The organism is Ectobacillus soli (genome assembly GCF_042610425.1).
GTDB lineage: Bacteria > Bacillota > Bacilli > Bacillales > Bacillaceae_G > Ectobacillus.
The window spans coordinates 1,243,087-1,258,849 of sequence record NZ_JBGJZM010000001.1 but is presented as its reverse complement, the minus strand read 5'-3'; the positions used below and the strand labels follow the sequence as shown (position 1 = coordinate 1,258,849).

Below are 15,763 nucleotides of genomic sequence, written 5' to 3'. Positions count from 1 at the left end.
ATAAAAAAAGGAAAGCTAATCATCTATATATTTTAGGTGATTAGCTTTTTATCATTTTCTACTGTCTTTTCTATGTCACTGCTACTTTTTCAATTACCAGGAATAGCAGTTACCTTTTTTCAACTCTTCCATCCGCATGGCGTGCAAATCTTCCTGACTCCCGCTCATTTACGGGATCAGGACGACCCCATGACCAGCCTCCAAATTGTGTTTCTTGATAATCTTTAAAGGTATCGCGGATTTCTTCCTTCGTATTCATGACAAATGGTCCATAGGCTACGACCGGTTCTTGAATCATCTCTCCCTCTAGGAGCAGCATATAACTCTCTGATAAACCATTTGTAATCGTAATTTCCTGATTACCAGCAAGCTTTACACGATGGTTAGCCTCAATTACCGTTTCCTCTATATTTAGTTTCTCTCCCTGATAAAAATATAAATTTCGCGTCATTGTCTTTGAAACGGACGGAAGGGTGAAAACTGCATCTGGCTCCATATGAATGATGTAGATTCCTACATGATGACTTTTATCGTTTGCCCAAGAAGCAGAGTTTGGTTCTAAACTAGACTTGCCTTGCATACTTCCAGCAATGAGTCTTACAGTCGTTTTCTGTCCATCAGCAGCTAGTTGTACTTCCGGTATATCCTCACTCCATAACATTTTATATTCCGGTTCAGCGAATTTATCTTTTGCAGGTAGATTAAGCCAGATCTGAAAGAGTTCAAGCGGATTGCCTTTGTCCTGATGGACGAGAGGAAACATTTCGGTATGCTGGCACCCCTTCCCTGCTGTCATCCATTGTACATCCCCATTTCCATAGCGCCCTACTGACCCATATGAATCAAAATGATCAACAAAGCCTTCCAAAACGACGGTTACCGTTTCAAAACCTCTGTGCGGATGTACAGGAAATCCTGGAACGGATGTGCCATGATACATTCTAAAACCGTCACGAATCGTAAAATCCTCACCAAGATTTCTTCCCTCCAATGAAACGTTAGGACCCTGCTGATCATTTCCTGCAGGATATGCATCTTTATGGTGCACTGTCATTAGGAACGGATCTTCTGTCTCCCATGGAAATCCTAATTTTTGTATGTTCATAATTTTGCTATTCACTTCTATCTCGCTCCTTTAAAAGCCAATCTATTTTGGATTTATTTCAATCTTTAAAATTTTGTATAAAATGTTAATGGTTCGATGTTAGCATCTTGCAGTTTCATTATACTATATTTTTTTAAGTTACTATAATAAGAAGTTTTTGTTCCAATCTATACTTCATGTTTATACAGTAAAAAAAGGAGGCTCCTCCTCCCAATCACAGTCTCGTGCTATTGTGAAATGTGTAAAATTTCATAAATCGTAAGGTGCTCTGCTGCATCTATTTTGGGCTTTTCTTCATAAAAGACGAATTGGCTATACACCCATTTATCCGGGTTATACAAGATAATATTTCCTGTATTTTTTCCATCAGAATTCATGTCATTTGTATTAGGCGTTTTCGTTTTGGAAAACATTGTATCTATATTTATATCTAACTTTACCATTTTATTAATTGCTCGTATAATTCTAGGCTTTTTCCATCCCATTTATTGTTGCTGCTTCCTCAGTAAGTAAAGAAGAAGCTCCAAAAGCTGTTTCTAATTGGAGCAGCTGCTGTAGGTGTGGATTATTCATTTCAGAAATGGGCGTACCATACGTCGTATTAGTAGGAATCCTATCCGTAATCCTAAGCCTTGCTGTTATCCTACTAAGAAACAATATGTTTAACGCTTCAAAACAAGCAGAAAAGCATAGTGAAGGATCTTTTGTTTCTAATTAAGCAGAAGCATAGGGACGGTTTTCTTGCTTCCAATTATCAATTTACATACCCTCCCAGTGGACAGCCCGCCAGATGTCATAGATTATATATGAATTTTTTTGTAATTATTTTAGAAAAAAGGTCTTGACTTAAAGTTAACTTTAGGTCCTAGGATATACTTATAATAAGTATTTTTAAGAAAGATGTATGTCCAATCAACCATTAAAAAAGGAGATGTTATATATGATTTTAAAAGAAAATTATAATCTATCTAATGGAATTCAGATTCCTAAATTAGGTCTTGGAACATGGATGATAAATAATAAGGATGTCGTACAGGCAGTGGTAGATGCTGTGAAAATCGGATATCGTCATATTGATACAGCACAGGCATATGCGAATGAAAGTGGTGTTGGGGATGGGATTAGAGCTTGTGGAGTGAACAGAGAGGAATTGTTTATAACTACAAAACTTGCTGCAGAAATAAAGTCATATGAAGAAGCCGTTTCATCGATTGATCAATCACTGAAGGCGATGGGACTTGATTATATCGATATGATGATTATTCACAGTCCACAACCATGGAAGAATTTCGGTGACGAAGATCGTTACTTCGAAGGAAACCGTGAAGCATGGAGAGCTCTTGAGGAAGCATACAAAGCAGGAAAGCTTCGTGCCATAGGTGTATCTAACTTTCAAAAAGAGGACCTAGATAATATTCTTAGTGATTGTACAGTCGGACCGATGGTAAATCAGATTTTGGCTCATATAAGCAATACACCGACAGAATTGATTCAATATACTCAAGAACAAGGCATTCTTGTGGAGGCTTATTCACCGGTTGCACATGGAGAATTATTGAAAAATCAAAAAGTTTTAGAAATCGCAGAAAAATACAGTGTTTCAGTACCTCAATTAGGTATTCGATATGTTTTACAGCTGGGTCTTCTTCCGTTACCAAAAACTGCAAATCCGGAACATATGAAAAATAATGCAGAAGTGGATTTCATTATTTCTGAAGAGGATATGGAGTTCTTGAAAAATCTTGAACGCATCAAGGATTATGGTGAGGCAAGCATAATGCCTGTATTTGGTGGAAAGAAGAAATAGTCAGTTACTAAAACGTTCATTATAAAAAAACAATCAAATTCTAATTAATGAAAAGAGCAGAACAATATGCTCTTTTCATTTAGGTAGATCTATGTAGTGAAAATTGTATACGTGCAGAAATAAATAGCATGTTATATGGGGAAGGTCAAACGGCGGTTATATTTAGATGAAAGAATTGACATAAACAATGAAGACTTCAGCGGTCAGTAAAAGTTATTTCTGGCCTCTGATACATTTTTATGAATGATAAAAAAGCCATATTTTAATTGGAAATCATATCAAAATCAGCTATAAAATTTTCAGGTGGGGAGTGAAAAAATTGAATAAAGTAAAAATTGCAGGAAGGAAAGTTTTTCCTATAGGTTTAGGCACTTGGAATATGGGAGACAAAGCATATAAATTTGAACAAGAAGTAGAAGCAATAAGAGTTGGTCTTGATAATGGCGCTCAAGTTATTGATACTGCTGAAATGTATGGAGATGGACATGCAGAAAGATTAGTTGCACATGCTATTATGCCTTATAACCGTGAAGAATTATTTCTCATTTCAAAAGTTCTCCCTTCAAATGCCTCAAAAAAGCAATTACCAATTAGTTTAGAAAATAGCTTAAAAAGATTAAATACAGATTATTTAGATTTATACTTACTCCATTGGAAAGGGAATATTCCTATTGAAGAAACTATTGAAGCCTTGGAGAAAGTAAAAAGTCAGGGGAAAATTAAGTCATGGGGTGTTTCTAATTTAGATGTTGATGACTTAGAAAAAATAATGAAATTACCTGATGGAAGAAAATGTGCAACAAATCAAGTACGTTATAATTTAGGAGATCGAGGGATTGAATTCGATTTAGTACCTATGATGAACAAACTTGAAATGCCATTAATCGCCTATGCCCCAGTTGCTCGGGGTGATAGCTTGGGTACTAATCTAACTAAACAAAAAGTTTTAAAGGAGATTGCTGAAAAACATCATTCAGAAATTTTTCAAATTTTATTAGCATGGTGTATTCGAAATGGTCAAACAATTGCTATACCACAATCTAGTAATACCGCTCATGTGATAGATAATGTGAAAGCAACTGAGATACAATTAACACAGCAAGATTTGGAGCAATTAGACTCAATCTATCCAAAACCTAGCATGAAACACCCACTTGCTTTATGGTAAGAAGAGGAAAAAAGCTATGCTTTTTATAAATTAAATTTATAGGGATTTTTTAACAAAAAACTCTAACCAAGGTTTGGGTCATACAGAATACTTCTTGTTTGAAATCACCTTTCATCATACTATGGAATGGAAAGGTGTGTAAAAATGGAAGAAAAAAAGGTTACGTGGTTAGAACTCTTTTATGACTTGCTATTTGTGGCAGCGGTAGCAAATACGACTCAGGTCTTGCTTCATGTTGAAGAAGGGTATATATATCCAGAATATTTATTAAAATTTGCTTTAATGTTTATTCCGATATGGTGGTCTTGGACTGGACAAACAATGTTTACTAATCGGTTTGGGAGAGATCTTTTACATCAACGTGTCTTTATGATTCTTCAAATGTTGTTTGTCCTTATTATGACATCCAGTTTATCGGTTGATTTTGATCAATACTACCTCCCTTTCCTTACTGGTTATATTGGAATAAGAGCAATAACAGCAATCCAATATCTTGTTGTTCAAAACGTAGAAAAAGGTAATAGAAAAAAAGTTGCTTGGTTTTTAGGAACACGTTTTTGGATTGGGATCATCATCTCATTTTTTTCTATCTTTTTTAATTTATGGATTCGATACGCCGTGTTATATGCAGGGATTATTGTGGATATTATTATGCCTTTTTTCGGACGTAAGTATTTGGTGAAAGCCCCGACAAATACGGCTCATTTATTAGAACGTTTTGCTTTATTGACATTAATCCTTTTAGGGGAATCAGTCGTTAGCACCCTTTTTGTCTTGCAACCGCAAAAAGGTGACTGGGATTCTATCTCATTTTCGATCATTTCATTTATTCTTATAATTTCGATGTGGTGGCAGTATTTCGATAACGTAGAAAAGAAGGTCAATAAGTCGATTCAGGGAGCAGGACAAACTATTGTATACGGACATCTGTTTATTCTAATGTCTTTGGGTATGATTGCAGCATCTATCAAACTGATGTTTTTACATCAGGTCCATTATTCATTTATCTTATATTTTGTATTTAGTTCCGTATTGCTCTATTTCATTGCAACTACCATTGTTTTTCATCAATACCGGTATGAACAACATCGTTTGAAAATATATCATTTAGGGATGTTTGTAGGGATTTTAGCAGCCTTTTTTATTATTAATTTGGTTATAATAGTTCCAGATATTGTCATAATGGGGGAATTAGCTCTGTTTTTTATTATCTATGCTATAGTTACAATAACTTAATAAATAGTTCAATTTAATAATCAATATGTTTTAATTATTAAATTATGTTTGATTACTATTGTTTGATAAATTCGCTCTTTCCCTACTACGATATATAAATCATCCTCTAAGGAATCAAAAAAGAAATGAAAACAAAATTAAAAAGAGGAGAAAAAGTTTCATTCTCCTCTAATGAGAATACGAATCCTATTATTTTACTAAAACATCATGATAATTCTCATTACGGTCAAATTGACTCTTTGCAAAAGGACATAATGGAATAATCTTTATCCCTTCTTCCCTTGCAAATTCTACTATTCGTTTCACTAATGCTTCTCCTACTCCTTTACCTCGTAAACTGTCTGATACAAGTGTATGATCTATGATAATTTTATTTTTACCAGTAGGAACATAATGGATTTCGGCGTCCTTTTTAACCTGATTTCCTACATAAAACGTGTTGTTATCTTTTTTTATATCGATCATTTTAGTTTTCCCCCCTCTATAAAAATTCTTCTTAAACCATTAGGAGTTTTTTAAATGGCTATTATCGCAAAAAGGTTTATTTTTAGAACTTCCGCACCCACATAATGTGGCACGCGTGCATGGAATCGTTTCGTCCCCTTTTTGAATTTCCAAGTTACCCGTAAGATATATCATTCCATTTGCAGCAACTTCAACAGTTGTCTTATCTTTTGGTACTTCTTGTTCCCCGCTATCTTTTCTTATATATTCCAATGCACCACTTGGGCATTCTTCAATAACTTTTGCTATTTTGCTGGCCTCTTCCCCATCTGCATTCACCCATGGCTTCTTATTAACATTGAAAACCTTTGGTAGTCCTTTTACACATTTTGCCGCATGAACACATCTTTCAGTGTGGAAAATAACGTCAATCTGTTCCCCTATATAACGTTTGGGTTCATTATTCATAAAACTCACTCCTATACTATTATTTAGACATTAAAAATGTAAAAAGCTCTTCATCTCAGAAATAAGTTGTTCCGGTGCTTCATACATACTCATATGACCCGTGTCTTTGAGTAAGGAATGTGTAATATTATCTTTCGTAACAGAAAATGTTTGCTTGTAAGAGATAATTTGATCCTTTTCGCCTGCGAGTAAAAGGACAGGCAATGGAGTGTTTTCAAGAATGTAATTACGGTCAGGTCGATCTTTCATTGCTTTAAGTGTCTCAATTGCCCCTTCTAAAGAAGTCAAGTAACCTATTTCCTTAGCTACATTTACGTCACTTGCATTTTTCTTCAAATTGTCTGTAGCAAAGAGTTTTGGCACCAATCCGTCGATTAGAGAATGAATTCCACTGTTTGTCACTTTTTCTATGGTAGCTATTCTTCCTTTTTTCGCCTCTTCTGAGTCAGGAAACGCAGTAGAGTGGACAAGAGAAAAACCATCTAAACGATTACTATATCTTTCTGCAAAAGCAAGCGTGATATATCCTCCTAAAGAGTGCCCAAACATGGTTACTTTCTCTATATTTAATGTATCTAATAGTTCCTTAATACTCTCTGCGATGTCTTCAATTGTATGCTGTTCATTTATAAAGGTAGAATTTCCATGGCCAGGAAGATCCGGTGCTATGACTCGATAGTCTTTTGACAAGGCAGGGATTACCTTTTCCCAATACTTATGGCTTCCGCAAAAACCGTGAAGTAAAACAATTGTCTTTCCGTGTCCTTCATCTCTATATGCCAGAGTTATATTCTGCAACGTAACGGTTTTCAAAATTATTTCATCTCCATTCTTTTATGTATTAACCTTATGTTTGATAAGGGTATGAAACATATTCAAAATCGGCATTGAAAATACCCCCTATTTTCTATCAAAATCAAAAAAAATTTAAGTATACAGGTGTACTATACTGTTTCATCCGATGGATAGTATGGATAGTATTTGCAAAAGAATGATTTTCATTTCATTTTGTGCCTTGATCCTAGCGAAAGGAATGATAGCTGTAATGAAAGATTTTTTTACGATTGGAGAAATGTCAAGGCTATTCCATATCAAAATCGCAACCCTTAGGTAATATGATGAAATTGGTTTGTTAAAACCACAATATACGGACGAACAAACGAACTACCGTTATTACTCAACCCAACAGTTTGAATGATTAAATTTAATCAAGTACTTAAGAGCCTTAAATGTTCCGATATAATTATTTATTTGACTCTCTAGTTACTAGGGGTTTTTACTATATATAAAATGATTTAAAATATAAAGGAGAAACATATGAAAATTTTGATTATTGGCAATGAAGAATGGTATAGAAAATATATACCCGACCTTATATTGTAAAACAGATTACTATGGTTTTCTGTCCTCGTGGTGCAAGTGATGAAGAGTTGTTACAAGCTGCTTTTGATGCAGATGCTATTGCAATTGCTACAGTGCTTTTCATGCTTGCATTGCTACGTAACATTATCATTGGAGACCGTACGGAGCGAGAAAGCAATCAGATACAAATGAAGGAACAAATGATGATCGAAGGTATTACAGAACTATCTGATTGTAAAGTTGGTCTGATTGGATTTGGTGATATTACAAAGGAAACGGCAAAAAGACTGGACCCATTTGAATGTGAGATATACTATTATACTAAAGTTCAAAAGCCTGTTGATGTGGAAAAAGACTATCACGTGTCTTACATAGATTTGTCTGAGATGGCACGTACATGTACTTATATCGTTAATACAGCCCGCGACGAAATCATTTATAATCAAGCGCTTTACGATGCCATTGTATCCGGAAAGATTCAAGGTGCTGGATTAGATACCGTTGTTCCAGAACCTACCTTGAGAAATCATATCCTTTTGAATTTGCTAAAGGAATATGCTGATCGAATTATTTTTTCGCCACATATAGGTGGAATTACTTCAAGTTATTTTTACCGCGCACATAAAAAAACTGGTCGAACATTGATGCTGCATTAAAAGGTGAGCGTCCGAACTTTATTGTAAATGGCCTATAATATCAAGGAGGAAAAAAATGATTGCACAAAAATACAAAAAAATGTTAGAATCCAAATCCGTTATTAGAGAACTAGCTGAATTTGCTACAAAACGGGGACATGAAATTGGTTATGAAAATGTATTTGATTACAGCTTAGGCAATCCATCTGTTCCTGTTCCAAAAAAATTTACTCAAGTTATGATTGATATGCTATCTAGTAAAAACCCTGGAGAACTTCACAGTTATAGCCCTAGTTTAGGAATTCCGTCCGTTAAAGTAAAAGTAGCCCAATCTTTGAACCGTCGATTCCATATGAATTACACGGAAAATCATATTTTCATGACTACTGGTGCCGCTGGTGCTTTAGCGCATGCAATACGATGTGTAACAAAACCTGGAGATGAAGTGTTGACTTTTGCTCCATTTTTCCCTGAATACCACCCTTATATTGATTTAACAGGTGCTACGCTTAAAGTGGTTCCTCCTAATATGGAAGACTTTCAAATTAACTTTACTTTGTTTGAAGAGATGTTGACGGAGAACGTGTCCGCAGTATTGATTAACTCTCCTAATAATCCATCTGGAGTTGTTTATTCTTTGGAGACCATTAAGAAGCTGGTAGAAATCCTCTATAAAAAGGAAAAAGAATACGGACATGAAATTTTTATTATCTCGGATGAACCATACAGAGAGATATTGTTTGAAGGTGTAGATGCTCTCTATATTTCAAACTATTACGATAATACCCTGTCCTGTTATTCTTATTCCAAATCTTTGTCTCTTCCAGGTGAACGGATTGGTTACATTGCAGTAAATCCTGCTTGCGTCGATTCTGACTTGATTGTTAGTATGTGTGGACAGATTTCTAGAGGCACAGGACATAACTGCCCCTCTTCCATTATTCAACTTGCTGTTGCAGAAGTGGTGGATTTGACTGCAGATATGTCTGTTTATGAAACAAATATGAACCTAATTTATGAGAAATTGATAGAACTAGGATTTACATGTGTAAAACCAGGTGGAACTTTCTATATCTTCCCTAAAGCACTTGAAGAAGATGCCAATGTATTCTGCAAGAAAGCTTTAAAATATGATTTGATTTTGGTACCAGGTGATAGCTTTGGTTGCCCGGGATACTTTAGAATGGCTTATTGTATTGAGACAGAAAAAGTAGAACGCTCACTGTTTGCGTTAGAAAAATTTGTGAAAACTGAATACGGAAAATAACTGAGATTTCTAGATTCATGAATTTTCTACGTCCTCTAAGGACATAAAAATAACCCTGATTTTTTCTTAGCGTAAGAAAATCAGGGTTTTATTTTTCGAAAAATGTATTAGAGTATGTTGTACATATACTTGGTAAAATATATTTATTCTTCTTCATGTAATGTTCTCTCTATTATGTTAACAATTTCTTTTAATGAAACAGTATAAATACCTCCCTTTGCCTCTTTCCATACTTTAATGCCTTCTAATTCATCATCTGGCACGTTAGCTTTTCCTAAGTAATCTATTACACTATTTCTTAAGCTTTCTTCGCATACAGGTACATGTCCAATCTTTGTTAGAGTTTGTCCATCGGATATTTGTAATTCTATACCGATTATTTGAACATGAACGGCTGTCGTATCTAGAAATGGCTCTTTTCCCAGTATGATAATCTGAGGGCTCGGATCACTTTTTCTTCCTTCAAAAGAGTATATATCTCCTGCTGAAAATGATTCCATTTGATAACCTCCTAAATTGGTGCCTTCTATATAAAAAAATCCAATAGTGTCATCTATTTCTTTGCTACCAAACATACATTTTATATCTTGAATCATTCTCGTCGATATATTCTATATCTGTATAGCCCTTTTGTTGTGCATACTGGTAAACCTCTTCAGTTAAGTTAATGTCCTTACAATAAACATCAACATATGCACAATCAACTAATAAGACTATTATTTCACATTCGCTATTTACAAAATCCTCATAGTCTGCAATATCAGATACAATTGCGGTTTTAGGAAACGCTTTTAGTTCGGCAAATATGGCAAGGTAAGTGTGTTTATTCACTACACGTTCTAATTCTCTTCCATCTAATACATCTTGTTCCTCAAATATTGAGTCATGAATCATCCTGTTATTTTCATAGCGATGTGTCTCTGTATAACCAATATCCCAGTTATACAAGTCACAAGGTATAGGTTTAAGTATATCTGCAATGTTTTGATCGCTGGACTTTTCATCTAGAATTTGATATCTAACGCCCCTTTTCATATGAGCTCTCCTTTAGTGTCAATTTTTAATACCCTTGTTATGTTCCATTCGTTTGATATAGGGGGATTCCTGCTGTATATCATAGAAATGTTTGGTATATATAAAACGACATTAGAAAAAGTCCATTAATTCATAAAATAAAGAAACCGCAAAGGCTCAGCCTTTTGCGGTTTCTTAGTAATATAAATAGTTTTATACAAACTTGATTAAATTAAGTGGCCTACATAAAAAGAGGCCGAAATGAATTCCTGTCTCTAATCAATCATGAAAATTCGTTCCATCTGTCACTTCTTTAACGACACCAACTCGTATGACAAAGTCACCGAAGTGTTCGCCTTCTTGCCGATCTTTCGCATAGCGGGAAAGAAGCACATGTAGTTCGCTCAAAATTTCCTCTTCTCCAATACTTTCACGGTAGATTTTGCTTAGGCGACTGCCATCAAAGGCTGCACCGAGATACATATTGTATTTGCCTGGTCCCTTGCCGATAAAGGCAATTTCGCCGAGCGCTGGACGAGCGCAGCCGTTTGGGCATCCGGTCATGCGGATCGTAATTTCTTCGTTCCGTATTCCGTTTTTATCAACAATAGTCTCAATCTTCTCAAGGAGAACCGGCAAATAGCGTTCTGCTTCTGCCATCGCAAGTCCGCACGTTGGTAGAGCTACGCACATCAATGAACCCAGGCGGAGTGCTGTATAATGCTTGCCATCCGTTAAACCGTATTGTTCGATTAGTTCGGTAATCTTTTTCTTTTTCTGGCTTGATACATTGGCAATGACTAGGTTTTGATTTGCCGTTAGACGGAAATCACCAGTATGGATTTTGGCAATTTCACGCAAGCCGGTCATGAGCTTGTAATCATCAAAATCCGCGATTCGTCCTCCTTGTACAAACAGTGTAAATTGCCATCTTCCTTGAACGCCTTTCACCCAACCGTAACGATCGCCGTTATGGTCGAAATGATAAGGCTTAGCTTCTTCTAAGTTCCAGCCGAGGCGGTTCTCTAGTTCAGCCTTTACTGTTTCTAGCCCGAGGCGGTCAACTGTGTACTTAAATCTAGCATTTTTACGGACAGAGCGATTGCCGTAGTCACGCTGAATTGTTATGACTTTTTCTGTCACATCAAGAATTTGATTAGGAGTACAAAAACCGATTAATTTGGCGAGCTGTGGATACGTCTCTTTATCACCGTGCGTCATGCCCATGCCGCCGCCAATCGCCACATTAAAACCAACCAACTTGTTATCTTCCACAACCGCTATGAGTCCAAGGTCCTGCGAAAATACATCTATATCATTGGATGGCGGAACGGCAATGCCAATCTTAAATTTCCGCGGTAAATAGAGTGATCCGTACATTGGTTCGACTTCATCCACTTCCGGCGTACCAGCCACTTTTTCCTCATCTAGCCAAAGTTCATAATAGGCTCTTGTACGTGGCAATAAATAATCACTTAATCGTTTTGACCATTCATATACTTCGGCATGAATTTCAGATTGATAGGGATTCGTGTTACACATGACGTTCCGGTTTACATCGCCGCACGCTGCGATCGTATCCAAAAGGGATGCATGGATTTCCTGAATCGTTTTTTTCATATTCCATTTTAAAATACCATGCATTTGAAACGCTTGGCGAGTTGTAAGTTTTAAAGTTCCGTTACCATATGTTTGAGCAAGTTCATCCATGACAAGCCATTGCTTCGGTGTTGCTACACCACCCGGCGTTCGGACGCGCAGCATGAACTGATACGCAGGCTCCAGTTTTTGTTTTTGACGTTCATTACGGAGATCCCGATCATCCTGCAAGTAGCTCCCGTGAAATTTCATCAAGCGATTGTCATCTTCGGAAATTCCCGCGCTGATTCGGTTTTGCATTGTTTCCTTAAGTGTGCCGCGCAAATAGTTACTTTCTGCTTTAATCCGTTCAACATCGCTTGGCGGACCGTCCGGTGCTGTTAATTTATGATTCACCATGTTTTGATATCACTCCTATCAATCCAGAATCAGTATACATCACGTTGGTAGCGTTTTTGCTGTTGCATGTAAGCAAGATAGTCCTCTGCTTTTTCACGGCTCATACCGCCTTCTTTTTCGATAATCGAAATAATCGTGTTATGAACGTCATGTGCCATGTTTTTCTCATCTCCGCAAATGTAAATTGCTGCTCCTTCTTGTAGCCATTCAAATAATTCTTTGCTATGTTCAACCATGCGGTGTTGTACATACACTTTTTCTTCTGTATCGCGGGAAAAAGCAACATCCATTTTCGACAGCACACCGTCTTTCAGCCATTTTTGCCATTCTGTTTGGTAAAGGAAATCCGTCACAAAATGCTGGTCGCCAAAGAACAGCCATGACTTTCCTCGCGCTCCTATTTCTTCACGCTCCTGCAGAAAAGAACGAAACGGTGCAATTCCTGTCCCTGGTCCGATCATGATAATCGATGTATCCGGGTTCTTTAGCAATTTAAAGTTGGGATTACGCTGTATGAAAACTGGCAGCATATCGCCTGGTTGGAGACGTTCCGCACATAAAGTGGAGCAAACGCCTTTTCGTTTGCGCCCGTGTGCATCATACCGAACGGCGCCAATTGTTACATGCACTTCATCCGGATTCGCGGATAAGCTGCTCGCAATCGAATAAAGACGTGCCGGCATTTTTCTGAGAATAGAGATAAATTCTTGCGCCGTTTTACCCCACGAACCAAAATCTCGAACCAAATCAAGCAAATCCCGGCCTTTCAGATACGCTTTTAATTTTTCTTCATTACCTGGAGATAAAAGCGTCCGTAAATCCTCATTCACTGAAAGCTGCGTCGCCTGTTGAAGAAGTGGTTTTGTTAAAACGGTAATTTCAAAATAAGAAAGGAGCGCTTCTTTAAGCGAATGAACGTCTCCTTGTTTATTGATTGTCACAATTTCTTCCGGATCCCATTTCATTTCCTCAAGAAGCATGTCTACAAGGACCGGATCGTTTTCCGGGTATACACCAAGGCTGTCACCAGATTCATATGTAAAACCAGAACCTTCAAGTGATAATTCGATGTGATGCGTTTCCTTATTCGAGCCGCGACCATTCAAATTAATATTTTCAAGTACTACGGCTTTAAATGGATTGGTTCTAGAATACGTTGTTTCACTTTCTTGAGTAACTGCCGCTATAGCTGGTGCAGCACTTTGGCCTGTCGATTCACGTAAGCTATCAATGATTCCTTCCATCCATTCAGCTGCCAGCTCATCATAGTCAATATCACAGTCAACACGCGGATAGAGTCGTGTTCCGCCGAGTTCATTCAGCCGTTGATCAAATTCTTTTCCCGTCTGACAGAAAAACTCATATGAGCTGTCTCCAAGCGCTAAAACAGAAAAACGAAGTTCGTTAAGCTTGGGAGCCCGTATACCGTGAAGAAACTCATGGAACGATAGCGCGTTATCGGGCGGAGCTCCTTCTCCATGCGTGCTCACTACAATAAGCAGGTTTTGGACTTTCTTCAAATTGTTTGGCTTAAAATCACTCATGGACGAGACGGTCATTTGAAAGCCATGCTCGTCAAGCATCTTACCTACATTTTCTGCAAGCCGCTGCGCGTTTCCTGTTTGTGATCCGTAAAGAATGGTTACTTCTTGTGAGATTGCCTGCTCGGTGCCTTCAGCAGAAAGTTCTGCCGCCGACGCGGCTAGATAACCGCTTAGCCATACCTTTTGAAATTCTGTCAAGGTCGGCAGAAGGAGATTTAGGAGTTCTGCCTGCTCCTTATTAAACGGACTGTTCATTACCTGAAGTTGCAATGATATCCACCTCACAAAGGAATATAAACTTTTCGTACGTCATTTTATTTGCCTCTCGATTGCTTTACCTAACTTAGACATTTCCTTGGAAAAATTTCCTAATTAAAGTTTACCGGAATACTAAGCATTAGTAAAATATATATAAACTATTATAACTATAAATATTTCTAATAATTGGCTGTAAAAGAATTTCCCTAATAAAAAAAGCGACTGTTTAAAAGTCGCTTTTTTCGCAAATGTATCACAGATCTTCCCAACTACAGAACCTCTATTATCATAGCTGCAGCCGGACCGCCGCCACTACAAAGGGAAGCACAGCCATATTGGACACCGCGGCGATGCATTTCGTTTATAAGAGAAATCAATAATCGTATACCCGTGCAACCAACCGGATGACCTAAAGATATACCTGATCCATTAGCATTTACCTTGTTTATATCTAGTTTCAACTCACGGTTCACTGCTAAAAACTGAGCTGCGAAGGCTTCATTTATTTCCCAGTATCCAATCTCATCTTTTTGCAGGTTCGCAAATCGTAGTGCTTTTTCAACAGCTGGGACCACTCCAATCCCCATTACTTTCGGATCGACTGACGCAGATGCAGTTGCGACAATACGTGCTAATGGCATAAGCCCATATTCTTTCGCTTTTTCAGCTGTCATGATAATTAATGCAGCTGCCCCATCATTAAGACTTGAAGCATTTCCTGCCGTAACCGTTCCATCCTTTTTAAATGCAGGACGTAAAGAAGCAAGTTTATCTATATTTATATCAGATTTAGGATGTTCATCCGTATCAAAAATGAATGATCCTTTTTTTGTTTTGATTTCGATTGGGACAATCTCTTCCTTAAATTTCTCCACTTTAATTGCCTTGCTAGCACGTTCATGGCTAAGTAATGCAAGATGATCCTGTTCTTCACGAGAAATATCATAGCTCTCTGCTAGATTTTCCGCAGTAATACCCATATGATAATTATTAAAAGCATCGAATAAAGCATCGTGCAATAAAGAATCTAACAATTCTCCGTGACCCATTTTATATCCACTTCTCACTTTAGGAAGCAAATAAGGGACATTGGTCATACTTTCATAGCCAACAGCTGCACCTACGTCTACTTTTCCTAACATAATTTCTTGCACCAAAATTTCAGTTGCTCGTAAGGATGAGGCACACTGTTGATTAATGGTTGATGCAACTGTTTGTACGGAACAATTTGATCCCAGTGCCACTTGCCGAGCAGTATTCCCTTTGCATCCAGCTTGATAAATATGGCCACCTACTACTTCCTCTATTTGATCAGGCTCGATACCTGCTTTTTCAATCGCAGCCTTTAACGCAATTACACCTAAGTCCACAGCTGAAAAATCCTTTAATGCTCCAAAAAAATCACCAATTGGTGTTCGGGCAGCACTTACAATTACAACATCTCTCATATACATATC

Annotated in this window: 15 protein-coding genes and 1 pseudogene; 6 read left to right on the top strand and 10 right to left on the bottom strand. The window is 37.2% G+C overall.

Annotated features, from left to right (window positions below):
* Positions 1-109: 109 nt before the first annotated feature.
* The gene (locus tag ACAN53_RS06570; protein WP_379968249.1) at positions 110-1,120 is read right to left on the bottom strand and encodes a pirin family protein; all 1,011 of its coding nucleotides are present in this window, start codon (positions 1,118-1,120) and stop codon (positions 110-112) included.
* 212 nt (positions 1,121-1,332) lie between these two features.
* Positions 1,333-1,518, bottom strand: a complete 186-nt coding sequence (locus ACAN53_RS06565; RefSeq protein WP_379970270.1) for a DUF4865 family protein — start codon at positions 1,516-1,518, stop codon at positions 1,333-1,335.
* Positions 1,519-2,045: 527 nt separating this feature from the next.
* Between ACAN53_RS06565 and ACAN53_RS06560 the strand changes: the two genes are divergently transcribed.
* From ACAN53_RS06560 to ACAN53_RS06550, 3 genes are all read left to right on the top strand, one after another.
* Positions 2,046-2,912, top strand: a complete 867-nt coding sequence (locus ACAN53_RS06560) for an aldo/keto reductase (protein ID WP_379968247.1) — start codon at positions 2,046-2,048, stop codon at positions 2,910-2,912.
* Between the two features lie 319 nt (positions 2,913-3,231).
* Positions 3,232-4,080, top strand: coding sequence for an aldo/keto reductase (locus ACAN53_RS06555; protein WP_379968245.1), 849 nt, complete (start codon positions 3,232-3,234; stop codon positions 4,078-4,080).
* A 144-nt stretch (positions 4,081-4,224) separates the two neighbouring features.
* The gene (locus ACAN53_RS06550; RefSeq protein WP_379968243.1) at positions 4,225-5,316 is read left to right on the top strand and encodes a low temperature requirement protein A; all 1,092 of its coding nucleotides are present in this window, start codon (positions 4,225-4,227) and stop codon (positions 5,314-5,316) included.
* Between the two features lie 189 nt (positions 5,317-5,505).
* Here ACAN53_RS06550 and ACAN53_RS06545 read toward each other — a convergent pair whose 3' ends face one another.
* From ACAN53_RS06545 to ACAN53_RS06535, 3 genes are read right to left on the bottom strand one after another with little or no spacing between them, the layout of a single operon-like run.
* The gene (locus ACAN53_RS06545) at positions 5,506-5,781 is read right to left on the bottom strand and encodes a GNAT family N-acetyltransferase (protein ID WP_379968241.1); all 276 of its coding nucleotides are present in this window, start codon (positions 5,779-5,781) and stop codon (positions 5,506-5,508) included.
* Between the two features lie 39 nt (positions 5,782-5,820).
* Complete coding sequence (locus ACAN53_RS06540; RefSeq protein ID WP_379968239.1) at positions 5,821-6,228, bottom strand: (4Fe-4S)-binding protein; 408 nt, start codon at positions 6,226-6,228, stop codon at positions 5,821-5,823.
* A 30-nt stretch (positions 6,229-6,258) separates the two neighbouring features.
* Entirely contained in the window at positions 6,259-7,041 is a 783-nt protein-coding gene (locus ACAN53_RS06535; RefSeq protein WP_379968237.1) for an alpha/beta fold hydrolase, read from the bottom strand.
* A 232-nt stretch (positions 7,042-7,273) separates the two neighbouring features.
* Between ACAN53_RS06535 and ACAN53_RS06530 the strand changes: the two are divergent.
* From ACAN53_RS06530 to ACAN53_RS06520, 3 genes and pseudogenes are all read left to right on the top strand, one after another.
* Positions 7,274-7,423, top strand: a pseudogene (locus tag ACAN53_RS06530) (MerR family DNA-binding transcriptional regulator); the annotation flags it as partial.
* Positions 7,424-7,658: 235 nt separating this feature from the next.
* On the top strand, positions 7,659-8,246 hold the full coding sequence (locus ACAN53_RS06525; RefSeq protein ID WP_379968235.1) for an NAD(P)-dependent oxidoreductase: 588 nt from the start codon (positions 7,659-7,661) through the stop codon (positions 8,244-8,246).
* 55 nt (positions 8,247-8,301) lie between these two features.
* The gene (locus ACAN53_RS06520; RefSeq protein ID WP_379968234.1) at positions 8,302-9,492 is read left to right on the top strand and encodes a pyridoxal phosphate-dependent aminotransferase; all 1,191 of its coding nucleotides are present in this window, start codon (positions 8,302-8,304) and stop codon (positions 9,490-9,492) included.
* 143 nt (positions 9,493-9,635) lie between these two features.
* Here the strand turns inward: ACAN53_RS06520 and ACAN53_RS06515 are convergent, their stop codons facing one another.
* From ACAN53_RS06515 to ACAN53_RS06495, 5 genes are all read right to left on the bottom strand, one after another.
* Complete coding sequence (locus tag ACAN53_RS06515; protein WP_379968232.1) at positions 9,636-9,992, bottom strand: hypothetical protein; 357 nt, start codon at positions 9,990-9,992, stop codon at positions 9,636-9,638.
* Between the two features lie 64 nt (positions 9,993-10,056).
* Positions 10,057-10,527, bottom strand: a complete 471-nt coding sequence (locus ACAN53_RS06510) for a DUF2691 family protein (RefSeq protein ID WP_379968230.1) — start codon at positions 10,525-10,527, stop codon at positions 10,057-10,059.
* A 258-nt stretch (positions 10,528-10,785) separates the two neighbouring features.
* Complete coding sequence (gene cysI, locus ACAN53_RS06505) at positions 10,786-12,504, bottom strand: assimilatory sulfite reductase (NADPH) hemoprotein subunit (RefSeq protein WP_379968228.1); 1,719 nt, start codon at positions 12,502-12,504, stop codon at positions 10,786-10,788.
* Between the two features lie 29 nt (positions 12,505-12,533).
* On the bottom strand, positions 12,534-14,318 hold the full coding sequence (locus ACAN53_RS06500) for an assimilatory sulfite reductase (NADPH) flavoprotein subunit (RefSeq protein WP_379968226.1): 1,785 nt from the start codon (positions 14,316-14,318) through the stop codon (positions 12,534-12,536).
* Between the two features lie 257 nt (positions 14,319-14,575).
* Positions 14,576-15,754 (bottom strand): thiolase family protein, encoded by a 1,179-nt coding sequence (locus tag ACAN53_RS06495; protein WP_379968224.1) that lies wholly within the window; start codon positions 15,752-15,754, stop codon positions 14,576-14,578.
* Positions 15,755-15,763 lie beyond the last annotated feature (9 nt).